Annotated in this window: 21 protein-coding genes; 10 read left to right on the top strand and 11 right to left on the bottom strand. The window is 33.1% G+C overall.

Annotated elements, in window-relative coordinates:
- Window positions 1-150: 150 nt before the first annotated feature.
- The 4 genes from tilS (at window position 151) to dnaJ (ending at window position 4,186) form a co-directional block, all read left to right on the top strand.
- Window positions 151-1,119, top strand: coding sequence for a tRNA lysidine(34) synthetase TilS (tilS, locus tag C0J27_RS04575; RefSeq protein WP_162801807.1), 969 nt, complete (start codon window positions 151-153; stop codon window positions 1,117-1,119).
- Between the two features lie 126 nt (window positions 1,120-1,245).
- Window positions 1,246-1,782 (top strand): hypothetical protein, encoded by a 537-nt coding sequence (locus C0J27_RS04570; RefSeq protein ID WP_162801806.1) that lies wholly within the window; start codon window positions 1,246-1,248, stop codon window positions 1,780-1,782.
- A gap of 65 nt (window positions 1,783-1,847) precedes the next feature.
- On the top strand, window positions 1,848-2,447 hold the full coding sequence (locus C0J27_RS04565; RefSeq protein ID WP_162801805.1) for a hypothetical protein: 600 nt from the start codon (window positions 1,848-1,850) through the stop codon (window positions 2,445-2,447).
- A 602-nt stretch (window positions 2,448-3,049) separates the two neighbouring features.
- Window positions 3,050-4,186: a molecular chaperone DnaJ gene (gene dnaJ, locus C0J27_RS04560; protein ID WP_115585992.1), complete on the top strand. Its 1,137-nt coding sequence runs from the start codon at window positions 3,050-3,052 to the stop codon at window positions 4,184-4,186.
- A gap of 50 nt (window positions 4,187-4,236) precedes the next feature.
- Here the strand turns inward: dnaJ and C0J27_RS04555 are convergent, their stop codons facing one another.
- The 4 genes from C0J27_RS04555 to C0J27_RS04540 form a co-directional block, all read right to left on the bottom strand.
- The gene (locus tag C0J27_RS04555) at window positions 4,237-4,776 is read right to left on the bottom strand and encodes a hypothetical protein (protein ID WP_115585991.1); all 540 of its coding nucleotides are present in this window, start codon (window positions 4,774-4,776) and stop codon (window positions 4,237-4,239) included.
- A 186-nt stretch (window positions 4,777-4,962) separates the two neighbouring features.
- Window positions 4,963-5,520 carry a hypothetical protein gene (locus tag C0J27_RS04550; RefSeq protein ID WP_115585990.1) on the bottom strand — a complete coding sequence of 186 codons (558 nt, stop codon included), beginning with the start codon at window positions 5,518-5,520 and terminating at the stop codon, window positions 4,963-4,965.
- 157 nt (window positions 5,521-5,677) lie between these two features.
- The gene (locus C0J27_RS04545; RefSeq protein WP_115585989.1) at window positions 5,678-6,139 is read right to left on the bottom strand and encodes a hypothetical protein; all 462 of its coding nucleotides are present in this window, start codon (window positions 6,137-6,139) and stop codon (window positions 5,678-5,680) included.
- Window positions 6,140-6,664: 525 nt separating this feature from the next.
- Entirely contained in the window at window positions 6,665-7,789 is a 1,125-nt protein-coding gene (locus tag C0J27_RS04540; RefSeq protein WP_115585988.1) for a DNA double-strand break repair nuclease NurA, read from the bottom strand.
- 307 nt (window positions 7,790-8,096) lie between these two features.
- Here C0J27_RS04540 and C0J27_RS04535 point away from each other — a divergent pair, with 307 nt between their 5' ends.
- Both C0J27_RS04535 and C0J27_RS04530 read left to right on the top strand, forming a co-directional pair.
- Window positions 8,097-8,519: an HAD-IA family hydrolase gene (locus C0J27_RS04535; protein ID WP_115585987.1), complete on the top strand. Its 423-nt coding sequence runs from the start codon at window positions 8,097-8,099 to the stop codon at window positions 8,517-8,519.
- 204 nt (window positions 8,520-8,723) lie between these two features.
- Window positions 8,724-9,515: an HAD family hydrolase gene (locus C0J27_RS04530; RefSeq protein WP_115585986.1), complete on the top strand. Its 792-nt coding sequence runs from the start codon at window positions 8,724-8,726 to the stop codon at window positions 9,513-9,515.
- A gap of 45 nt (window positions 9,516-9,560) precedes the next feature.
- Here the strand turns inward: C0J27_RS04530 and C0J27_RS04525 are convergent, their stop codons facing one another.
- The 6 genes from C0J27_RS04525 to sufC all read right to left on the bottom strand — a co-directional run bounded on the left by C0J27_RS04525 (window position 9,561) and on the right by sufC (window position 16,503).
- Window positions 9,561-11,138 (bottom strand): ankyrin repeat domain-containing protein, encoded by a 1,578-nt coding sequence (locus tag C0J27_RS04525; RefSeq protein WP_115585985.1) that lies wholly within the window; start codon window positions 11,136-11,138, stop codon window positions 9,561-9,563.
- Window positions 11,139-11,286: 148 nt separating this feature from the next.
- The gene (locus C0J27_RS04520) at window positions 11,287-12,483 is read right to left on the bottom strand and encodes an aminotransferase class V-fold PLP-dependent enzyme (RefSeq protein ID WP_115585984.1); all 1,197 of its coding nucleotides are present in this window, start codon (window positions 12,481-12,483) and stop codon (window positions 11,287-11,289) included.
- The gene (locus tag C0J27_RS04515) at window positions 12,480-13,232 is read right to left on the bottom strand and encodes a SufD family Fe-S cluster assembly protein (RefSeq protein ID WP_115585983.1); all 753 of its coding nucleotides are present in this window, start codon (window positions 13,230-13,232) and stop codon (window positions 12,480-12,482) included. Before C0J27_RS04515 ends, C0J27_RS04520 begins: the two co-directional genes overlap by 4 nt.
- 159 nt (window positions 13,233-13,391) lie before the next feature.
- The gene (locus C0J27_RS04510; protein WP_115585982.1) at window positions 13,392-14,069 is read right to left on the bottom strand and encodes an ankyrin repeat domain-containing protein; all 678 of its coding nucleotides are present in this window, start codon (window positions 14,067-14,069) and stop codon (window positions 13,392-13,394) included.
- Between the two features lie 339 nt (window positions 14,070-14,408).
- Window positions 14,409-15,788, bottom strand: a complete 1,380-nt coding sequence (gene sufB, locus C0J27_RS04505) for a Fe-S cluster assembly protein SufB (RefSeq protein WP_115585981.1) — start codon at window positions 15,786-15,788, stop codon at window positions 14,409-14,411.
- The gene (gene sufC / locus C0J27_RS04500) at window positions 15,769-16,503 is read right to left on the bottom strand and encodes a Fe-S cluster assembly ATPase SufC (protein WP_115586220.1); all 735 of its coding nucleotides are present in this window, start codon (window positions 16,501-16,503) and stop codon (window positions 15,769-15,771) included. Before sufC ends, sufB begins: the two co-directional genes overlap by 20 nt.
- A 274-nt stretch (window positions 16,504-16,777) precedes the next feature.
- Between sufC and C0J27_RS04495 the strand changes: the two genes are divergently transcribed.
- Complete coding sequence (locus tag C0J27_RS04495; RefSeq protein ID WP_162801804.1) at window positions 16,778-18,124, top strand: NAD(P)-binding protein; 1,347 nt, start codon at window positions 16,778-16,780, stop codon at window positions 18,122-18,124.
- Window positions 18,125-18,243: 119 nt separating this feature from the next.
- Here C0J27_RS04495 and C0J27_RS04490 read toward each other — a convergent pair whose 3' ends face one another.
- The gene (locus tag C0J27_RS04490) at window positions 18,244-18,540 is read right to left on the bottom strand and encodes a hypothetical protein (protein WP_115585979.1); all 297 of its coding nucleotides are present in this window, start codon (window positions 18,538-18,540) and stop codon (window positions 18,244-18,246) included.
- Window positions 18,541-18,898: 358 nt separating this feature from the next.
- Between C0J27_RS04490 and C0J27_RS04485 the strand changes: the two genes are divergently transcribed.
- The 3 genes from C0J27_RS04485 (at window position 18,899) to C0J27_RS04475 (ending at window position 23,471) form a co-directional block, all read left to right on the top strand.
- The gene (locus C0J27_RS04485; protein WP_115585978.1) at window positions 18,899-20,452 is read left to right on the top strand and encodes an AAA family ATPase; all 1,554 of its coding nucleotides are present in this window, start codon (window positions 18,899-18,901) and stop codon (window positions 20,450-20,452) included.
- A gap of 31 nt (window positions 20,453-20,483) precedes the next feature.
- Window positions 20,484-21,653 carry a hypothetical protein gene (locus C0J27_RS04480; protein ID WP_115585977.1) on the top strand — a complete coding sequence of 390 codons (1,170 nt, stop codon included), beginning with the start codon at window positions 20,484-20,486 and terminating at the stop codon, window positions 21,651-21,653.
- Window positions 21,654-21,944: 291 nt separating this feature from the next.
- Window positions 21,945-23,471, top strand: coding sequence for a hypothetical protein (locus tag C0J27_RS04475; RefSeq protein WP_115585976.1), 1,527 nt, complete (start codon window positions 21,945-21,947; stop codon window positions 23,469-23,471).
- Window positions 23,472-23,498: the final 27 nt, after the last annotated feature.

The raw sequence follows: 23,498 nt of genomic DNA, 5'->3' as shown, positions 1-23,498 counted from the left end.
AAAAGTTCGTTCAATTTCAATTCAATAAAAATTGCATCTCAGCCAATTAAGATCTGAGATGCAATTTTTTATTTACATTTACAAGAAGTTTGTTACATTAAAAATTAGTAATAATTCACACATTATCCCCTTATTTTATCTAGAAGACACGTGAGCGATCCATTACCTCCTGATCCCAATTCTATTATTCAACCTCATACAACAATCATAGTTGGCCTTTCAGGCGGACCTGATTCAGTATGTTTGCTTCATGTGCTATGCTCACAAAAAAAAGAACTTAATCTACAAATTATTGCAGCACACCTTGACCATGAATGGCAAGAAAGCTCAAAAATTGCCGCAGAGCTATGCAAAAACATGTGTAACAATCTAGGTGTAGATTTAGTCATTAAAAAACTATCTGAGCTTGAATTTGATGTAAAATGGAACGGTTCACAAGAAGAAGTTGGACGTCTTATGCGTCGTCATTTTTTTCAATCAGTTGCGCAACAGTATCAAGCTCATGCAATAGCGCTTGCTCATCATGAACAAGATCAACACGAAACATTTTTTATTCGATTACTTCGTGGAAGTTCACTGAAAGGACTTACGGGCATACAAAAAAAAGATGGTTTATATATTCGTCCACTTTTGCACTGGTCAAAAAATCAAATCATGCAGTATCTGCATGAAAACAACCTGAATTACTATACTGATCAAACAAATACAAGCGATGCGTACTTACGAAATAGAATTCGTAATCATGTGATCCCAGCTCTTCATGCAACTGACAATCGATTTGAAAAAAATTTAACTTCGACGATGTCGCAATTATCACTTGCACATGATTTTATAGAACAACAAACTTGCAAAATCATGCAAACCATGACAACTCCTCAAGGTATTAATATTGCACTTTTTTTAGATACTCACACCGTTGCACAACAAAATATCTTATTACGACTTTTAATTATGTGTGGTATTTCTTTTACCCCAAGCCAAAAATTGTTCAACGAAATTATGAGGTTTTTAAAAAAAAGCAGCAAGAATAAACACACTTTGTATCAAAATTGCCTGATAAAAAAAGATAAAAATTACTTCTCGATTGAAAAATTAATAAAAATTGATAAAAATCTATGAATTTTCAAATAAAATTTCCATACTCTCTGATATTCAAGGGAGCTTATGGAAAACAAAAACGAAGCAAAATACTATTTTATCTGGCTGTATATTTCATTACTACTACATTTACTATTGGTGATCATCATGCTTACAATTAAACCCAGCTCATCTCAATTAACCGAACCTGATCCTGCCCTACCGCAGATTGATCCTACTCAAATTATTTTTTTAACAGATACACCTGAACTTGCACAACCAACGTCTGACGACAATGACGAAGTTGAACCGTATGAACTTGCAAAAAAAACGCAAGGATCAACAACTGGTAATAGCGATCAGGGATCATTCGATCATCTGTCACCACATCAAACAAGCTTGACTGATACAGCGCAAGATCATGAAGATGACCTTGCTGAAATAACTCCGCAAGATAAAACTTTAGATGTTGCAACCAAAGCATTAACGGATGAATTTAAAAAAGGTTTAACAGACTTAACAACAATTGAAGATCAACCTTTAGCTGATGTTACCATTCAAGCAAAAGTCAGTGCAGCTCAAATTACTGATATGGATGATACTTCTGCTCAAACACAAGAAATTGTGGAGCAAGCTATACAAGATACTCCTGAAATTTCAGGAGACAAAAATATCACCATGCAAGAAGTTGATCAAAAAAAGTAGAACCTCTACAAGAGTTTAATCGATTGCAAGAAACTGGTATAATCCCATCAAAAAAACAACCCGAAATGGCTGTATTGGCACTAGCAAAAAAAATAGCTGAACAACCGTTACCAAGAGTTGCTTCAAAAAAACATCGCCCCATTGAAGTAGGAAAAATCAACCAGTCAAAGCTAGAATTAAATAAAGATGTTGCTGAAAATGTTATTCCGCAAAAGAAAAAATTTTCATTGCAAGATCTTAACATGCAAAAAGGATTCTCTGAATTTGTGCGAAAAGGTAATGCAGAATTTTCAAGCGATGGAAATGCTGAACATGATAATGCTATGGGATTAAAACGTGCAAGTTATATGAATCAAGTAGGAACTATGCATAAAAATGCATGGAACTCATACCCTGAAAAATATATCTTAAAGAAAGATCAAATACCTGTACGTGATAGTATTATTGTGATGGTTATTGAGCGCTCAGGAAAAGTAACACTTGTTCGTTCACAAAGTTCTGGCGTGCAAAGTTATGACGACTTTCATATGAGTGTATTGCAATACTTAGGTGACTGCCCGCCGATTCCTAAATATATTGAAGCCCCTTTTTCTATGCCTTCTTCATGGCTTGCTCCAACAAGTGATTCGTATGGTTACTATCGACCAGGAAAACTTGAAATCTAGATACATGACATACCACAAAAAGAGCTGATTTTTAAAATCTATCTTTTTGTGGTATATTAAAATAAAAATAGATAATCAAAATATCCAAAAATTATGCTAAAATAGTCTTAGGCTATGTAAACCAAATTAAAAAATAGCGTGCAATCCTACGATATCGCTTCGCTCATCTCCGGAAAATGGATGGCGGCGGCCACGTTACGCTTTTTATATAAAGAAATAGTGTATCAGCCCACCGGCCAGCAAGCTCCCGGAGTTTTCATCGAAAACGTAGGGTAAAACTTTAAAGTGTAAATTTGGCTCACACAACCTAGACTATACAAACAATATTAAAAACAAAAGCTTGCAATATCGTTATGTAATATGTGCAAAAATATAGTTTCTGACATGTACGATACAATTTTGGTATATAGTAAAAAATGTATCAAATATACACATCATACTGATCTCCAGAACTTTTATAAAAACATACAGAAAATTGTTTTATAATAATTTTTCTGACATAATTGCAGCTTATTTTTAGTCAGTTGAGTATAGAATGTTTTAACTATGTACCTAAAAAATCTAATATAATATCAACATTTTAAATTAAATAATGAATATATATGAGCAAAAAAGATTATTATAAAATTCTAGGTGTTGAGAAAACTGCAACAACAGCAGAACTCAAAAAAGCATACCATAAGCTTGCACTCAAATATCATCCAGACAGAAACCCAGACAACAAAGAAGCTGAAGCTAAGTTTAAAGAAGCTGCAGCTGCATACGAAGTACTTTCTGATACTGAAAAACGTAAAAAGTATGATCAATTTGGTCATGACACGTACGAAAACATGCAACAAGGCGGTGGCCATGGTCATGGCGGCGGCATGGATTTTGATATCTTTAATGACTTATTTAACAATATGTTTAATGGTCAAGGTCAACGATCATCTCGCAGCCAGCAACCATCCGGACCAGCTCCTCAAAAAGGTAGAGACTTGCAAAAAGATGTCTCTATTACCTTAAAAGAAGCATACCTTGGCGTTAAAAAAGAGATTTCTTACTCTCACTATTTTGTCTGTACGACCTGTAAAGGTCAAGGCGCTAAAAACAAATCTGATATTGTTTCGTGCCAAAAATGTCATGGATACGGCCAAGTGCAAGTACAACAAGGTTTCTTTTCATTTGCACAACCATGCAGAGATTGCCAAGGCCAAGGTTTTAAAATTAAAACTCCGTGCACAGATTGCCAAGGTCAATCTCGTCGTAAAGAGCAAGAAATGGTTACGGTTTCTATTCCTAAAGGAATATTCCATAATGCAGACGTTCGTGTTCCAGGTAAAGGTGATGCTGGTGTATATGGTGGACCAAGTGGTGACCTATTCTTACATATTATCATTCAACCTGATAAGAAATTTACCCGTGAAGATGATAATCTTGTTTGCACCGTTATGTTAACATATCCGCAACTTGTTTTTGGATGCCAAATTAATGTTGAGTTGATTGATGGAACACAAGAATCGATCAAAATTCCAAAAGCATGCCCAGTTGGTGAAAAAATTATTATTCATGGCAAAGGATTTGCAAAATTACGCGGCGTTGGATCTGGTAACTTAGTAATTATTACTCAATGCCAAATTCCAAAAAAGCTGAATGATCAAGCAAAAGAACTCTTAAAAAACTATTCTGATGCAGTTGGTACAGAAACCAAAAGCGAAGATGGATTTATCAGTTCATTTTTCAAAAAATTCTTAGGCTAAAAAAATAAGGGGGAATGTACATTCCCCCTCTTCATAACGTTATTATAACTTTATCCACGCAGATCACTATGGTTGGAATTATAGTAATTACTATAGTCCCACCCTATTTCATTTTCTTCATTACTTTCATCGTTTTGGTAGCGGCCATGTAAATCAAGATAGTCTTCTTGCTCAGAAACATACCTATGATAACAACTATCCTCTACTTCCATTTCTTCATCTTCTTGATCTTGAAATATGACAATAGGATTTTGATGAACTGTTTGATTATGATACGTAGCTATTTGATCCGTAAAAGAACCTGCTCTCGACCTATTTAATGAGTTAGGATTGACAGGATTCAAAGCATCTGGACCTTCTCCTTGCCCAATGACCTCTTGAGTTTCATATCGTTCACTATGTTCTACTATGCTAGGCTCAAGAATTGAATCAACCTCTTCTTCAGTCGGGATAGTATCATCGTCATTAAAATCAGCTGCTTGATAATCAAACGAAATAATCTCTAAATTATTTTGTACAGGAATATCAATTTTAGCTACAAGCGCAGTTGTGTACAATATGACATATACAAAGAATACTGTTTTGTTCATAAAAAAAACCTTATGAGAATAAAAAAGCTGGCAATTTTTATTACCAGCTTTGAATTTTATTTAAAAAAACTTTCATAAGTAAGTCTACCTGAATTACACAATGCAGCAATACTATTTTAAACAAAAAAGAAGGAGCCTGTCTTTTTATACAACAGGCTCCTTCTTTTTTATATCTTTATAACGTCTTTAATGAGAACTTGAAGTCGCTCTTTTTCTTACCGGAGAATCATTATGGTGTATTGATTGATCAACCATTGCTTGTAAATCACCGTCGCTGCTCCATCTGTTTTTCCATTGACGATGAAGTCTATTGATTTTACCTGATGCTATTTCTACAGGATCTGGTCCAATTTTACTTCTTTTATTTTTTGGAGATGGTGGCGGAGTATTTTTAACAGGGCAATCTGCAGGAGCAATCATTATTTTTTTTCTTTTTACTTTTGGACTTGTTGGAACAGGACAATCTTCTGGGGCTAAAAGATGAATAAGCTGTTGCTCATTTGTATGCAATGATAAATTATCAGTCGCTGCAATAATTCCTGATACGGTACGCGCTAATGTTGGTTTATCAGCTAATAAATTATTGATAGTTAATGGTTGATCAGGATGCTTACATAAAAAGCTAACTGCACATGCAGCCATTACTTCTTTTTGCCCAATCAAATTAGTCGCTGCTGGGCTTGGCGCAGCAAATAGACCAGAAAAACAACATGTACTCAACAAACAAAACAGCATTTTTCTCATGACTTTAATCCTTTTTATAATAAGATCCCTACTCCGGCTACTATCATATTTCTTCCAAAATAAAATTCAATAGTAATAAAAAATAGATTATGAGTTATTACTATTGAATTTTATATAACAAACATGACAAATAAACAATATATTCTTAATAATAAGCTTATGAGCGAATATCTTCAGAATAATGTGAAGGCGTAACATATACCATTGACGATGATAATAAAGAATGTACTTCTTCATCATAATCAAGATAATTTTGATTTTTAAAATTCAAACAAGCATCATCACCAGCACAATGATTCGATAAATAATTTTGACTTTCATCATCACTTTTTTGTTGATGAGGTACAGCATCCATTTCAATTTCTTGATCTTGACTGGTTAAGAGGGTTTTATCAGTATCATCTACGTTTAGTTGCTCAACGTTCATTATTGTATCATTGTTTTCAAATGTTTTTTCTATACTTGCTGCTAACTGCTTTACCCATACAGGCTGCTGTATCCATGCAATAAAAGCAACAGAAGTCGTAAATACCATTGTTGAGACTATAGAATTATCTTGACTTGCAGACAGCTGCAACATAGAAAACATACAAACAAGACTCATACATATTTTTTTCATGATCATACCTTATGATAGACAACCAAAGAATTATAAATTTGTTCAAAGGTACCAAACTCAACAAAAAAGTATAGTTTAGCTCATACAACAAAAATTTTACGCTTATAGGTTTTACAAAATAAAATAGACCTACGATTTTGTTATCACAAAATCTCCGAAAACGTGACGGCGGCGGCCGCAAATCGCTTTTTCAATGTAAAAAAGATTGAAATACAAATCCCATAGGAAGATACATCAGGCACACAGGCTTGAACATTCCGGAAGTTTTGTAAAAACCATAGGCTAACATGCTCTATAAAAATTTTTATTAAAAAACTTAGATACTGTGAACCAAATTTTTACGAGGCAGTTTTGCTCTACGTTTCCTATGAAAAATTCGGGAATTTACTTGCCTGTGGGCCTTTCAAAACTAAAAAAGCGTAACGTGGCCGCCGCCACTATTTCCGGAGATGAGCGCAGCGATATCGTAGGTTTTTATCCACATGTACATTTGGTTCACACAGCCTAAAATCGTAAGTAAGATCACTACAATATTGGTTGCTGTTTTTTTATACTTTTTTGAGAAATCAGATAACTTTTCGCTTGTTTTTGACTTAATTTTTCGATCATTCGATAAAAAAATTCACGATCAATTGACTTAATAACAGCCTGTTCATGGGCTTCAAATAAACAAACTGGATAGCCATGCCCTTTTTGAGCTTGGTCAAATGCAATTGAACACACTTTATTAACTAACTCATCTGATAAAGCAATCCATGCAGGAAACTCAAGACGAACTATTTCGCTCCCTACATGCAGATAACAAAAATAAGGTTTTAAATTTTCTGGATATAAATAACTAATTGACGCTAAGCTCTTAAAAATTATTGATCGTTGACCTTTTTTAAGATATAAATCTACAATATCAACGTCAGTAAGACGGTCTATTAATGAAGTATGCTCAAGTGTTGCAGCATCAAACTGAGCTAATTCTAATTTACATAAATTAACAAGCTCTTTTGTCCGAGGCAAACTCATGTACCCTGCTACCAGCATATTGTGATCATGAAACTTTTGTAGAACCTGACAATATTCATCTAAAAATTGTTCTTTTAATTCCATGTCTTTGGTATCAAGATGAAAAAATATAAGGGATCCATCAAATAAACAAACTGAATCATGTGATCCAAGTTCAGTTTGTAGTTGCTTCATCTGCTCAAAAGCTGCTATAAATTCATGAGATTCTCGCTGCATGTTTACAAAATCTGGTGAACCATAATCATTTTCAGCGCCTAGCTGTGTTGTTAAAATAGGATGAGAACCATACGCAACGGCTTTACCAGAAAGGCCATAACGCAATTGAATAAAACCAATATTAATTAAAAAGCATGGTGGCCCTTGATGTTTATCATAATATATTTGAGAACCATCAACAGAAAGAACTGAATAGTTTGATGTCTGCAGTGTAATGTCAAAAACTATACCAAGCAACCCTTTCCACAATGGAACCAAAATAGGCTGTTTACGAGCATGAACTTTTGCTAAAAACGTATCATCAGTAGCTATTTTTTCCCAAACCTTACTAACAATATCGACTTCTTGGATAAATCCAACAAAAAGATCTTTAGATGCTCCTTGCAAGGCTGCAACTATTTTTGATTTATCTAACATCGATCTATCCTTACTATTGAACTGATTTTATAAATTCAAAATAAATCTACTATTTTTATGATATACTAATATAAATTAAAGTTTTATAAAATTTAAATTTAAATATCGCTTCTGCACATAATAAAAAAAGCATGAAGCCTCTACCTTGTAAAGAAAGATAGCTCATGATGAAAAAAACTATTAGCAGTAATTCCCATGCTCCGGTGCAAAAACAACGTACGCAATCTATCATTTTTGATTTAAGCGGCGTTCTTTTAATTAAAAAAATGCAGAACAACTAGCCCGCAACCCTGAATCAACTTCATCAATGCTTGTTATTAATTTTTTAGAAACACTTGCTCTTTTAAAAGCATGCAAAGCTGCAGGACATAAGCTTTTTGTTTTATCTAATATGTCAGTTGCCCGTTATGAAAGCATTAAACAAGAACCAGAAATTGCTTCCTTGTTTAGCTTTTTTGATGATATTGTTATTAGCTCTCTGACTCCTTATGAAAAACCTGATGCTCAAATCTTTACTTATTTGTCTCAACAGTATAATTTACAACCAAGTGATTGTGTATTTATTGATGATAAACAAGATAATTTAGATGGAGCACAAGCAGCTGGTATATCTAAAACAATTTTATGCTCTAATTTTGATTTAGCTCATGTTCGTAACGAGCTTGTTCTTTATGGAATTTTACATCACAATACAGCTCGCGAATTACACATTCCAACAGGTCAAGCGTAAGCATCAACAATTTTATGTTGCTGCTTTTTTATCATAAAATTGTAAAAGCAGTCTAAAATAAGCTTTATTAGCTAAAATATTAATGTTGATGTAAAAAAAATTAAATTTTTTCTAGAAATTCTATGGTCTATTAATTGTATATTACAATATGAGCTGACAACCAGTTCTTGTATATTGTATATTTTATCTAAGGAAATAATGTTTATGAAAAACAAAATAGCTGCTCTTTTATTCTTATCTCTTTCGTATAACCTTGATGCAAAAATTACAAACATCTTTGTTGATGTTAATTTATTGCTCGAAACCTGCACCAAAGCTGCAACAAAAGAAGTTGGAATTTGGGATAGCACGAAATACACAACCTACATGGGAAAAACTCCAAACAAAGCAGATTACTTTAAATCATTAAAAAATTGCCCTGCGCAATCTGATCAACAAACGTATAATGAAGATCTTGTTATGCCACCAATATTATGTGATTGGTTACTTGGCTTACAGACAAATAGTACGGTCAAAACTACTATTTTTAACCACCTGACAAAAAGCTCATTATCAAACATTGAAAAAACAATTTATAAAAACATTGCAACGATGATGGTAACACCAAAAACTTTCGTTGGTACCCAGCTGGTAAAAAAAGATGTTGCTAAAATGATTCAAAAATTATTACAAAGCAGTCAATATACGGTTCGTATTATTGGAAACTGGGATAAAGAGTCTGAACCATTTTTAATTAAATTGTTACAAACTCAATTATCAATTGATACCAAAAATTGTATTTTCTCAAACAAATTACAACAACTAAAACCTAATGATGGATATTACAGCGCATTAGTTTGTCATTGTAATGTTAACCCAAAAGAATGTTTAGTAATTGATACAGAAAAGAAACACGTACAAGGCGCTAAAACAATTGGTATGACATCAGTGCTTATTCAAGGGCAAAGCGCATCTCAGCTAAAAACTGAATTAGGCAAACATAAAATTCAAGTATAAATAAACATACATAAAAAAGGGACTTTCATTAGAAAGTCCCTTTTTTTATGATAACCGATCTATAATGGCTAAAATTTCTTTAATTTCATCTTCTACTTGAGTAATTACTTGACTAGAAGATTTCATCTTACGAGCTTTATCTAAATCTTTATGCAGATCATCTAATTTATATTTTGCTAGTTCATATGGTGTCACACCTTGATCATCTAAAATATTTTTATCTGCATCATATTGCAATAAAAAATCTACTATTTTCAAGCTACAAAGTTCAACGGCTTCATGAAGAGCTGTTCCACCAGTAATCCCACCTAATGCATTAATATCAGCACGATAATCTAATAATATTCTCATAACCGACACATTTTGATTAAGAACAGCTTTATGCAATAAAGGTATTTTAATTAAGCCATCTTCATCCAGATCAGGAAGATTTGCATCTGCGCCACTTTGTAATAATAATTTTACAATTTCAGGGTAATTTATAGCATAACCCAAAAGAGAAATTCCTTGATGATCAACACGATTATTTATTTTTGCACCAGAATCCAAAAGCAACTCTATCATCTTAATTGAAACAGGATTATTTTGTATTGCACTTAAAAGTGGTGTTTCTACACCATCATCATCTGAAGATATATTTGGATTTGCACCATTTTTAAGCAATATATTTGCAATATTATAAAAACCATACCCAGCTGCAAGATGTAAAGACGTTTTTTGCTGAGCATCTAAACTATTAACAATATGAGGATTACTCAACAGTAACTGATACACAATTTCTTGATAGCCATGCAAAACAGCGATATGCAAAACGTTCGTAAATCCATCTTTTTCAAGAACTTGAGCTCCATTTTGTAATAGATATTTTACACACGCTACATTATTATCCATTATTGCATAATCTAAAAATGTTAACCCTTGATCATCAGAGTGGTTTATTATCTGTTTATCTATAGAAGCATTTAGCAAAAATACAAATTTATATAGTGTTTGAAAGTCTATTGTTTGATATATTATAGGATTATTAAGCAACTCATCAAACCATTGATTAAGCTCATCTTGTAAATACCTATCTTTATATTTGAGAACATAATGAAATATTGTATCATACATCTGATTAGGATGATGATACATGTAATGTAAAGTAGCCCAATTAAAATACGATTCATTTTGATAAGTTCCTAAAGCATCAAATAATGTATTAATAAAAGGCTCTTTCATAGCATCAAATAACTCTTGAATAACTTTCTGCATGACATCTTTATAAGCAAGGCCTTGACGACCAATTACTCTATTTTGACTATCAAGCAAGTCGATAACAAGTAGCCTATCAAAGGTTTCATAAAAAGATTCAATTGCAACTTCTTGGTTTCTTAACAGATTAAAACCCTCTTCAACCCATGGAAAATGAATTATAATATCTTGAATTTCTTGAGATCTTTGTGCTTCTTTTTCTACCGCCTCTAACGATAAAGGACTTACCTCATAAAATGGCTTATTTTGTTGAGCAATAACAAACTTATTATCTGATAATTTGAATGTTTTTTCTGCTCCATAGATTGAATCATACAAAAAGCTCCATATCATCATAAAAAACAAAGCCGATATTTTTAAACTTTTCATACCAATAACCTTACGTAAATTTATACAATACACACGATGCACCTTATCAACGATACATTAAAACGTTTCAAATAGTCAATAAAATTAGCCTGTCATATCTGGATATAGATAAAACAGGCTAAAATTTATAGCGGGATTGAAATAAAATTTATAAAAGTTTCATAATATCCAAGAAAAATTGGACTTCGCTGACGGTATTATAAAAAGCAAAACTTAGACGAACTGTCGATTCAATATTTCTTTTTTCATGAAATGGCTGAACACAATGATTACCTGCACGGACCGCAATACCATAAGAATTAAGATATGCTGCAATATCATGAGCGTGAATTTCTTCATCATAAAAAGTTACAATATGGCCAGAACCAGTTGGTTGCAAAAGATGAAATCCAAGTTCTTGTAAACCTGTAGCTGCCATGACAGCAAGTGATTCTTCATGCTCTTTTGTTATATCAAAATCGATATTTTTTTGTACATACTCAACAGCTGCTCCAAGACCGATGGCTTGTGCAATTGGTGGTGTTCCTGCTTCAAAACAGTAGGGAGCATTTTTCCAATAAGATTCATCATACCCTGCACTATACACCATTGAGCCACCAAAGCGGTATGGCTGACAGTCTTTCTGTATATTTTTCTTCATAAAAAGACAGCCTATTCCAGTTGGGCCAAAGAGTTTATGACCAGAAAAAACTAAAAAATCACAGCCTAATTCAACCACATCAACTTTTTGATGAGCAATTGATTGTGCAGCATCGACTAAAACTTTTGCTCCAACTTGATGCGCCGCTGCAACAATTAACCCAATATCATTGCTTGTACCCAAAATATTTGAAGTATGTACAATCGCTACAAGCTTGGTTTTTGATGATAATGCTGCAAAATAAGCTCGCATGTCAAGCACGCCTGTTTCATCAATCGGAATAATTGTTAAGATTAATTTCTTTTGTAAGGCAAGTTGTTGCCATGGCAAAAAATTTGAATGGTGTTCAACTTGAGAAATAATAATTTCATCCCCTTCTTCCAGCTGATAAGCTGCCCAAATTGCTGCAACCATGTTAATTCCATCGGTTGCTCCACTCGTAAAAACAATTTCTTCTGGCAATGCATTGATAAATTGAGCAATAGATTGGCGAGCTTGCTCATAAGCTGACGTTGTTTTTTCTGCAAATGAATATAAACCGCGATCAACATTTGATTTATAGGTCATGTAAAATGATGACATTGCATCGACTACAGCCAAAGGAACTTGTGCGGTAGCTGCAGAATCAAAATAAATGAGCGGATACTTATTAATTATTTGGTCAAATATTGGGAAATCTAAACGTAACTGAGCTAAATTTTTCATATTTTTTTATAAACACGTTGAAGGATTAATTCTTTATTTTCATACCCTTGCAATGGTTCTTGAAATAAAGCCTCTATCAACAACTGTTGAATTATTGCATCATCAAGACCACGGCTCTGCATATACTGTATCTGATGTTTATCAAATTTACCAACTGCAGCTCCATGGTAACATTGCACATCGTGGTTTAAAACTTCAATATTTGGTATAGAAATTGCACTGGAGGTGTGGGACAATAAAATATTTTTATTATGCTGCATAGCATACGTCCCTGATCCAGACTCTTCGATACGAATTGTTCCATCATACAAAAACTTAGCTTGTTGAGCTACAAGACCTTGTATAATAAATTTACTCGTAGAATTTTTACCACAATGAATTTGTTTGCTACGCAAAGATACTGATTGCTGATCGGTAATTGCATACATACCAAGAATTGTTACCTGAGCATTATCAGCACATACATAGGTATGCACCGTGATATCTGCTATATCCGGAAATAACATAATAAAGCGCACAGTTACATTACTGTTGTTGCCACATTGTATATGTATATTGCTTGCAATCGATGTTGTGATCAGCAATGTCATTGTTGCTGTAATTCCTTGTGGAGCAATAAAACAATATGAAGATTCTGTTACCGTATATTCTGTAATCTGTTGGTCTTGCAAAGTCACATCTAAAGCTGTATGAACAGAAAGAACATGATCAACTTTTGTGCATAAATTATTAATAAAATTCCTAGGCAATTAAAATTGTACGATACAATAATTTTAAGCAATTCATGTGTATTTGTATATTGTAATATAAAGTGGCAGCTGCCACACATATTTTTCAAGATGAGCTCTCAGTAACATCATAAGTTTGTAGGTGTAATTTTAAAATTACACCTACAAACACAACTGTAATTAAGCTAAAATATCTCTCATTTCTTTTGATTGAACAAGATCAAGTGGCGTCTTGCCTTCATTATTCTCAATATCAGTTTTACTATTTCCTATTATCAGTAATTCAGCTATCTCATGCAAATCATCTTCTACTGCAATATGAAGTGGAGTCTTGCCTTCATTATCCTGAATGTTAGCATCTGCTTCATGCTCTAATAAAACACGGACTATCTTTGCAGATTCTTGTGCTGTTGCAATATGTAATGGAGAATGACCGTCTGAATTTTGAATATTCGGATTTGCATCAGCCGCAAGTAAAAGCTGAACAAGATCTAGATCGCCCCTATTAACTGCAAGATGCAATGGTATAACATCTTCATATTTTTTATCAACATCAACGCCTTGCTCTATTAATGCAGTAATTTTCTTAGTATCTGCAGTTCGTAATGCCTCACAAAAATCAGCATATACTAATCTATCAAGATACTCTTTAAATGTTATAAGCCCATTTTCCTCAGAAGAACTATCATTATCAATCGTATGTAAAATTTGATACGTTTTAGTTCTTTTTAAAGAAGAATGTTGAGAATTGTTTTTTCTTTTACTCAAAATTCTCTTTGCAGCAGCCTCATCAACACTTGCATACATACTAGATGATAAAAATAGTAATGCGAAAACATGTATAATAATTTTATTCATAGAATGAACTTTCTTTTGAATTTTTTAATTGTATGTATGTTTTTTTATTAATGATACAGAAAAAAAGTTCAGATAGTCAATAATTAAGAAAATTACTTTCAATGCATAACAAAACTTATGATGATAACAATAATTAATTGAAACAAAAAAATATGTGCACAAAAACCTACGATATCGCTTCGCTCATCTTGGCAAACAGTGGTGGCTGCTGCCTCGTTACGCTTTTTTATGTAAAGAAATAGTACATGAAGCCCACTGGCAAGCAAATTCCCGGAGTTTTGGTAGAAAACACAGGGTAAATCTTTAAAGTAAAAATTTGATTTACACAGGCTAACTTAACTACCCAATTGAGTCTTCCATTTCCATTGCAATAAGTCGATTAATTTCGATTGCATATTCCATTGGCAATTCTTTAACAAAACAGTCGATAAATCCATTTACAATCATTGCCTGAGCTTGTTGCGATGACAAGCCTCGAGACATCAAATAAAATAGCTGCTCATCATTAATTTTACTCACTGATGCTTCGTGTCCAATATCTACCTGATCAGATTTTATATCAACTGTTGGATACGTGTCAGTTCGTGATAATCCATCCATCAGCAATGCATCACACTGAACTCGAGAGGTAATGTTATGCAACCCTTTGAGTACTTTAAGTAGTCCTCGGTACGTAGTCCTGCCACCATCTTTGCTGATTGATTTTGAAACAACGTTTGAGCTGGTATTTGACGCACAATGAATGACTTTTGCCCCGGCATCAAGCTGTTGGTCTTTTCCTGCAATAGCAATTGAAACAATTTGCCCTCGACTATGCTCACCTTTTAAAATAATTGCTGGATATTTCATCGTGACTTTGCTTCCAAAATTTCCATCAATCCAATCAACTGATGCTCGTTCATGAGCAATTGCACGCTTAGTCACTAAGTTATACACGTTATTTGACCAGTTTTGGATTGTCGTGTAACGAATATGAGAACCTGGCAACGCAATCAATTCTACAACAGCACTATGCAATGAATTGTTACGCGATACAGGTGCGCTGCACCCTTCCACATAATGGATAGAACTTCCCTCATCTGCAATAATTAATGTTCGTTCAAATTGGCCCATTTGAGATGATTCTATTCTAAAATATGCTTGCAATGGTAAATCAATCTGGACACCAGGTGGAACATACACAAAACTTCCACCACTCCACACCGCAGAATTAAGTGCTGCAAATTTATTATCATGCGCGGGAATTACCGTTGCAAAATATTTTTTAAATAATTCTGGATATTCTTTAAGACCAGAGTCGGTATCTAAGAAAACTACCCCTTTTTTTGCCCACTTATCTTTTAATCGTTTGTATATAACTTCAGATTCAAATTGAGCACCTACACCTGCAAGCATTTCTCGTTCTGCTTGCGGTATACCTAATTTATCGAACGTATTTTTTATATCGTCAGGGACATTTTCCCATGATGAATGTTTGCCTTGAACAGACTGAACATAATAATGAATATCATGATGATCAAGATGTGATAAATCTGCGCCCCATGTTGGCATAGGTTTTTGTTCAAAAATTTCTAATGCTTTTAAACGATACTCAAGCATCCATGCTGGTTCATTTTTACGCTCAGAAATATCAGTAACAATTTTTTTATTTAAACCTTTTTCAGATTTAAAAGCTTTGAATATGTCATCTTTTTTTACATCATCGTGAATAGACATCATATCCTTTTTCTTCTACGTCATGCGACAACTGTACGTCACCAGTTTGAACGATAGTACCTTGATGCATAATGTGAACATAATCAGGTTTTAAATAATCTAAGATTCTTCGATAATGCGTAATAATAATGCATGAAGCCTGAGAATTTTGTTGAAGATAATTTTGAACAACTGAACCAATAATTCTTAACGCATCAACATCTAAACCAGAATCGATCTCATCAAGAACAATTAATTGAGGTTGCAATAAAAGCATCTGAACAATTTCAAGCCGTTTTTTTTCGCCACCAGAAAAATGTTCATGCAAGCCTCGTTGTAAAAATGATATATCTAAAGCAACTTGCTGCAATAAAGATTCTAAAAGTTCTTGTAATTCAATAGCCGGTAATAACGGTTTGCCTGCTGCTGCATAAATTTCTTTTAAAAACTGAAAAACCGTGACCCCAGGAATTGCAATTGATTGCTGAAATGCTACAAATATTCCACGTTTACTACGATCTTGAACAGATATTTCTGCTAAATTATGACCTTGGTACAAAATTAACCCTTCGGTCACTTCATACAACGGATGCCCCATGAGCATATGTGCAAAACTACTTTTTCCCGAACCATTTTGTCCCATAATCACGTGTAAGCAACCAGGAGAAACTTGCAAATTGAGATGATGTAATATGACTTTTTGATCAACACAAACAGTCATATTTTGTAAAGATAACATAGGAGACATAAGACCTTTTTATTTTTAAGTATACAATACAACTTTTAAAAAGCCTAAAAACAAAAAGGCTTTCAGATTTCATGAACTCAATTTCATCGTAAGAGCTTATTCTAAAACTACATAATTTGTTGGACAAAAATAGCAAAATCTTTTTGAGCTTTATGCCAATTTGCTGATGAATTATCATGTTATATCTATTGTATGTATTGCTTTTTTTCATGACACCGTGTATAGACTGACAAAAAATGCATTATCAAAAAAAGGAAAAAAACAAATGATTTATGATTATATCATTGTTGGTGGAGGTATTTCAGGGCTATATAGCGGATACAAATTACAAAAACAAAATCCAAAAACATCATTTTTAATTCTAGAAAAAAATGCAGAGATGGGCGGACGTACAAACACCAGCTTTTTTGGCGGGACTGAAATTGTAGAAGCCGCACATGTTGGCAGGCACGGAAAAGATACTCTTTTATATAATCTGATACAAGAACTCAATGTTGCTCATAAATTATTTACTGTACAATATCATTACACACCAGACTTTAACCATGCAGATCCCAATTTTATTATGAACACAACAATATATTTGCAGGAGCAATATATACAACACATGCATGAAGCCTTAGAAAAAAAAGAATCATTCAACTTTCCCACATTTAAAAAATTTGCAACACGCATACTTGGCCCTGAAAAATATAACTACTTTATTCACGCAACTGGATATACAGATTACCAAAAAGAAGATGCCCACGAGGTACTTTTTTATTATGGCATGGAAGATAATAAAGAAGGTTGGACTGCAATAAAATTATCATGGGATAAACTCCATGAAGCGCTTACGCATGCAATAGGTATGAACCATATAAAACAAAAAAATACTGCTCTTCAAGTAAATATGATACAAAAAACATCAGATCCCCTTTTTGAAATTGTTGTCTTAAATGACCACAAAAAAGAACAAATCTTTACTGCAAAAAATATAATTTTTGCACTGCCTATGAACGCCTACAATTCTATATTAAAAAATTCTCCTACTCTACAAACAGTACTTGAACCAATTGAATACATTGTCCCACAAAATTTTTTACGCGTGTATGGACACTTTAAACATCCCGTTCGTGAATTATTAAAACAATATATTCCACACCACTCTATTGTGTTTTCACCACTCCATTATGTTATTCCAATGGATGCTGATAAGGGTGTTTATCTTTTAGCATGCAGCGACAATGATGATGCTGACATGCTCAGTGCATATTGTAAAAATAATGAAAAAAATCATGCATATTTTGAACAAGAAATTGAAAAAAATTTCCATATGCCCACTGGCAGCTTAAAAGATAGCCTAGAAAAAATACAATGCTTTAACTGGGAAGAAGGAACACATTATTTATTACCCCCGCACTCAAAAGATATTATCCCCCATTTTATGCAAGAAAAAGATGTGAGAAAAGCTTTATACAAACATAAAATGAATCAGTTAGTAAAAACACGCTATCCACATTCACATATTTTTTTAGTTGGTGAAGCAGTAAGTGATAATCGCGGATGGGTAGAGGAAGCGCTGAAGAGTGTAGAATACATGCTACCTAATCTACAAAAGAAGGTGTCATAATCTATCAATAGACTGTAAATAATTGTTAATTCTATTCAAAAGCTCTCAAGAAATATAATTCTTGAGAGCTTTTATTTTTTAAACAACACGGACAATGCCATTTGAATGGAATAATCAGACTAATTTTGTTTAATTGATAAAAAAGCAATGAATTCAACAATAAGTTTTTTACATTTTTCAAATAAACTCAATTCATGAGCGTCATATTGATCAATATCCGTAGCTTCTTGTTTTACTACTTCAAAAGCTTCAAGCTCGTTATGATGCTCTACTTTGTCTTCTTCATATTCTTTATATTGAGTTATAAAACTTGTACGTTTATTGCCTGCAGGTTTAAAATGAAAATCTGCTGGTAAAGTACCTGCATACATACAACTAAAAGAACTCAAAAGCAAACTGATATATAAAATTTTCATACAAACAAAACCTTTCTCATAGAAATATAAGTAACCAACGACCTTGATTAAGTTTTTACAACATATATTCTATACAATGCATTTATAATATATCATAAACAACTAAAGCTGTGTAAACCAAATTTAAAAGTACTCTTCAATCATACGATATCGCTGTGCTCATCTCAGGAAATATTGGTGGCGGCGGCCACTTTACGCTTTTTTATCTAAATAAAAAGTGTATCAGGCTCACCGGTCAGCAAATTCCCAGAATTTTTGTAGAAAACGTAGCGCAAGCCTCTTTCGTAAAAATTTGATTCACTCAACCAAGTCTTTTATCTGTATAATTTTATTATCATATATCGAAAAACTTATATCTATGAAAAAACATACAAAATTAAGACTCATCTTTGGAATAGTTATCCTGAACGGATCTCTATCTATAGCATCAGATAATGATAATGGAGCCGGATCACCTGCAAAACTTATTCCTGCAATCGTAACTTTTTTAAAAGCATCCACTATTGCAGCAGTATCTCATATTATAACGACTGAATTTGTTGAAAGCTGGAGACGAAGTAAAAAAAGCAGTGAAAGTTATTGGGAATATTTTACTGCATCAAAACCAAAGCTTGCAACCATAACACATGAACAATTAAAATTGCGCCCAGATTTGCATATCGATACGCTTGCATCACTTCCAGAAGCAGTTCAATCAGTTTTACACAAAGAAGAAATAAGTGGAACTGGTGAGCATCAGATGCTCCTGCTGTATGGCAAACCGGGAACCGGAAAAACTACAATAGCTCAGCAGATTGCATTGTATACAAAAGGTAATTACTATCATATACATCAAAGAGATTTTGATAATTATTCAGATGCAACTGTTGCTCGTTTTTTACGCTATTACGTTCAACGCATAGCTGATGAAACAAAAGATGGAACAGTTTCTACCCTGCATCTTGAAGAATTTGGAAAACAGTTTGGATTATCAACCGGTAACGAAATTCAATCTGTTCAACATGGTATGAACGAAAACACATGGAAAAGTTTATTGCAGGATCTTGAAAAAAATTATCCAAAAGTTCGCGTTGTTGCATGCTCAAACTATGGACAAGATGGAAAACCATTTAATAGTGCAATAGCAAATGAACGTGCACATATTATCAACGTTCAAGCACCTAATGATGTTGCTCGAAAAGTTTTTCTCACGACAACATGCGTGGCTCATCTTAAAAATCAAGGTACAAAACATGCCGAGTTTCAAACGGCATCAAAAAAAAATCAAAAGAATCGCAACAAATTTCTTACCGATACATTTTTAGTTACTAACGCAATGCATGATGCTTGCAAAAAAGAACACGACGATAAAATTGCAATGATAACTCCTCATTCTTTATCTGCATACATTTGGCCAAGTAAGTGGGTATCGACATGGAATAAACGAGTACAAGCTGCAAATTTACAATCGCAAGGGTATCATACTCCGGTTGTAAATTGGGACGTAGCTCATGCCACAGAGAAAGAAATTAACAAATTTGTAGCAGTTACCAATGGCTTGCGATATCGACAATTAAATGAAATAACTGAAGATGCTCGACGAGATAAGTTAGAGCAAATTGAACGGATGAAAAAACATGCTACAAATAATGATTCTACATATAAAGTAGATCTTATAAATCGTACTTTTAGCCTGACAACAATTGATTACAATCCTAAAAATCCATCTGAAAAAAAAGAACTTACGATAACAGCACCTTTTGGAAAAGTTCAGCCTCATAACATGGTGCAAGCTGCGGCAAAAGATATTCCGAATAATGGGCCTCAAGCAAAACCAATAACAGATATTTACAGCATGGCAAAAAGATATGAACAGAAAAAAAATATCGAAAAACTAAAACTAAAAGCTCCTGCACACGTCGATCTAGCATAAAATTAATAATTATTATAAAGAAATAAAAATTATGACTACATTCTATAAAAAAATACTATCTCTTGTCCTATGTATATATTCAGCTGCTGCACATGCAACGCCAACACCACAACAAAAAATTTTAAGTTTGCGATTTGCACCTACCATGCCAATGCCATTTTCTGACAATGAAGATGATCAATATTTTGCAGGACTTTTAACTAAAATCATTCAACTTGACCAAGAGGTCAGCCGACAAATAAAACAGGTAATCGTTATCCATGAGTCGAAAGAACAAAGCCCAACTATTACCAAAGAACAGTTGCAAAATCAAAAAATAGTACAGTCAGGAGGTGAAACTTATGCTGAATCTGACGAAAAAACTCAAGTGCAATCACAAGATCAAAATAAAGTTCAAACTCAAAAATTTTCTCCAACTGAGTCTCAAATTCATAATCTTACCTTACCCCAAAATCAATCGATTACAAATTTTATAGCTCAGGATAAAAAAGATTCCTGCTATTTTTTAAAAAGCAAAGACCATTCCTTTGGCTGGAATGATCCATTGGCAATTATCAGCGCCGTAGTATACACCGGCACGCCTGAAACTCCCAATGAATTATCGATTGAAATAAAAAAATCTACTGAGTTTCCTGGTCAATACCAAGCGACGATTCAAGGTAAAGGTTTATATTCAAACAGTAAAAAAGCCCATCGCCAACTAACTGAATATATTAAATCAGGGCCGACAAGCATGTCAAAATATGCAAGAACAGAAGATATCATGAGCTTTGATAATTTTATTTCTCAGCCAGCATTAGCAGAAAAAAAGCTTTTAGAATTAACGCCGTCACTACAAGGTGATATTACCTGTACATGTTATGCGCATGGGTGCGATATTCAAGGTGTTATTTATTTTGATGAAATAGTGCTTGCATATCTGCTTCAACAACAAAATAGCGCTCGATATAAAAACAATACTGTGACAAGAGTTGAATCTGGCCAAATAGTCTCTGAAAAACAAAAATTCAATACATTATTAAAAAACGAAGAATCTAAGCTCGTAGAAAAAAGCATAGAAACAAAAGATCCATTACAAGCAATTTTAAACATACATAATCAAGAAGAAAAAAAAGAAACAGACGATATGTATAATATTTCTCTTGAAGATAAAAAAAGAATAGAAAATGCTCTTAACGCTTTTAAAATTCAAAATAAATAATATAGTACGAATACTAAAAACAAGTCATTTAAAAAGTCGTAATTATCTTACGAAAAAAGCCGCTTAAAAATAAGCGGCTTTTTATTTTTTTAAAAAAATAACTCATTAATTTTATAACTTAATGGCTTAAGCATAGTATCTATGCAGTCACATATATCAAAACAGTGCTATCGCGATACATATCCTAATAGAAATATAAAGCATTGTCGCGGTTGATTAAAATCTCAATTAGTGTACTCTGTGAAGTACCATATATAGTTTTATTCTTACATACAAAAAGAACTTATACTTATGAAAAAACACACACAATTAACGCTATTTTTTGCAATAGCTATCTGTTATACGCCGCTATCTGTAACTTCTGACAATAATAATGGACCTTATGGGCCAGACAAAATTATTCCAATCGTTATGCAAATTGTTACCAATATTTCTTTAAATATAATGAGTAATATGATTTCTAAATCTGCAAATGAGTACATGAACAACATGCTCAACGGCTCAAAAGCACCATCAAAATATCGTGTTGAATCTATATCTTTATCAGAACTCAACAATGATGAATATTTGCAACTACGATCACGTTCTATACAAAAAAATATTAATACTGCTTTATCTGGTCAAAAGCAAAATAACAACCAAAAACCACATATGCACCTTGACCAAACAAATGAAGAAGATGCAGTATTATTTGCTCAAGCGCAAGCACGTGCATCTCATAGCAATTATTTTAGAATTAGAAGAAATGAACTTGAACCTCAACTAGATTTAAAATCATTGCAAACCACTATTTCTGAAATATCTAAAAAAACACCTCGAGGTCAAACTGCAACTGTGTATATTGATTTTAATAAAAATGAACTAGAAAAGCCTGTTTATAGTCCACAAATGGCGCAAGCTCATAATTTATATCAAGGAACTGTCGCACAAGCTTTAACTGAAATACGAAAACAAAACCCTCAGATACAAATCATCACCAATACACCTGCTAAAAAATTAGGAAAAACTCAAGGGTTTACCTATGGAAATCTTGATGATAAACATGCACCTGCAACACTCAATGGTTTTAGAGTTATAAACCCAAAAGAAAAACAATCTGAACCAAAAGATTTTATTATTATGCACCCTCCTGTACAAACACCAGAAGAAATATCTGCCTACATAGGAAAACAGGTACAAAATCAAAATAAAATGAATGCAAAAAAATTATCATGGTATCAATGGATTTTTGCAGCTAACTCATCACACGTGGCATACAAACCAGTAGAAAAAGATCATGTACATAGTTATCTACACGATATGACAAGTCAAATTTCAAGACAAGAAATTAATCAACATATTCATCACGCTCATGCAAAAAAAGCAGAAGATCAAAAATCTATGTCAATTATGCAAAGCTTTGCTGCTTTCTTAACTGCAAAGCATAATAATACAATAAACCAAATAGATGTTATGTCTGAAATAGCTGATAGAAAATTGGCTCAAAATAAAAATTCACATTCGCCGCAAAAAGTTTTTAAGCCTGAGTCTCAATTAGATCTTCCAATAGCGCCAAGCCATACAATTGAATGTAATAGAAAAAATTCGCAACCGTTACAATCTCATCAAAATGTAAACCTATTAAAAAATAGTACTGAAACAGACTTTGAACGAAAAAGAAAACAATTATTAAAAGTAAAATTAGACAATTTAGCTAACATGGAATTACAAGCACTAGAAGGAAAAAGCTATACAAATGAAGAAATTTCACATGCTCGAGAACCATTAACTGATGAATTAGTCAGAATGCATATGAACAATACTCTATCTAAAAAATAATAATCAACATTACTCTATTTTTTACGA

It is taken from the genome of Candidatus Chromulinivorax destructor, assembly GCF_003366055.1.
GTDB lineage: Bacteria > Babelota > Babeliae > Babelales > Chromulinivoraceae > Chromulinivorax > Chromulinivorax destructor.
The sequence above is the reverse complement of the archived record's forward strand: the minus strand, read 5'-3'. Positions and strand labels throughout refer to the sequence as shown.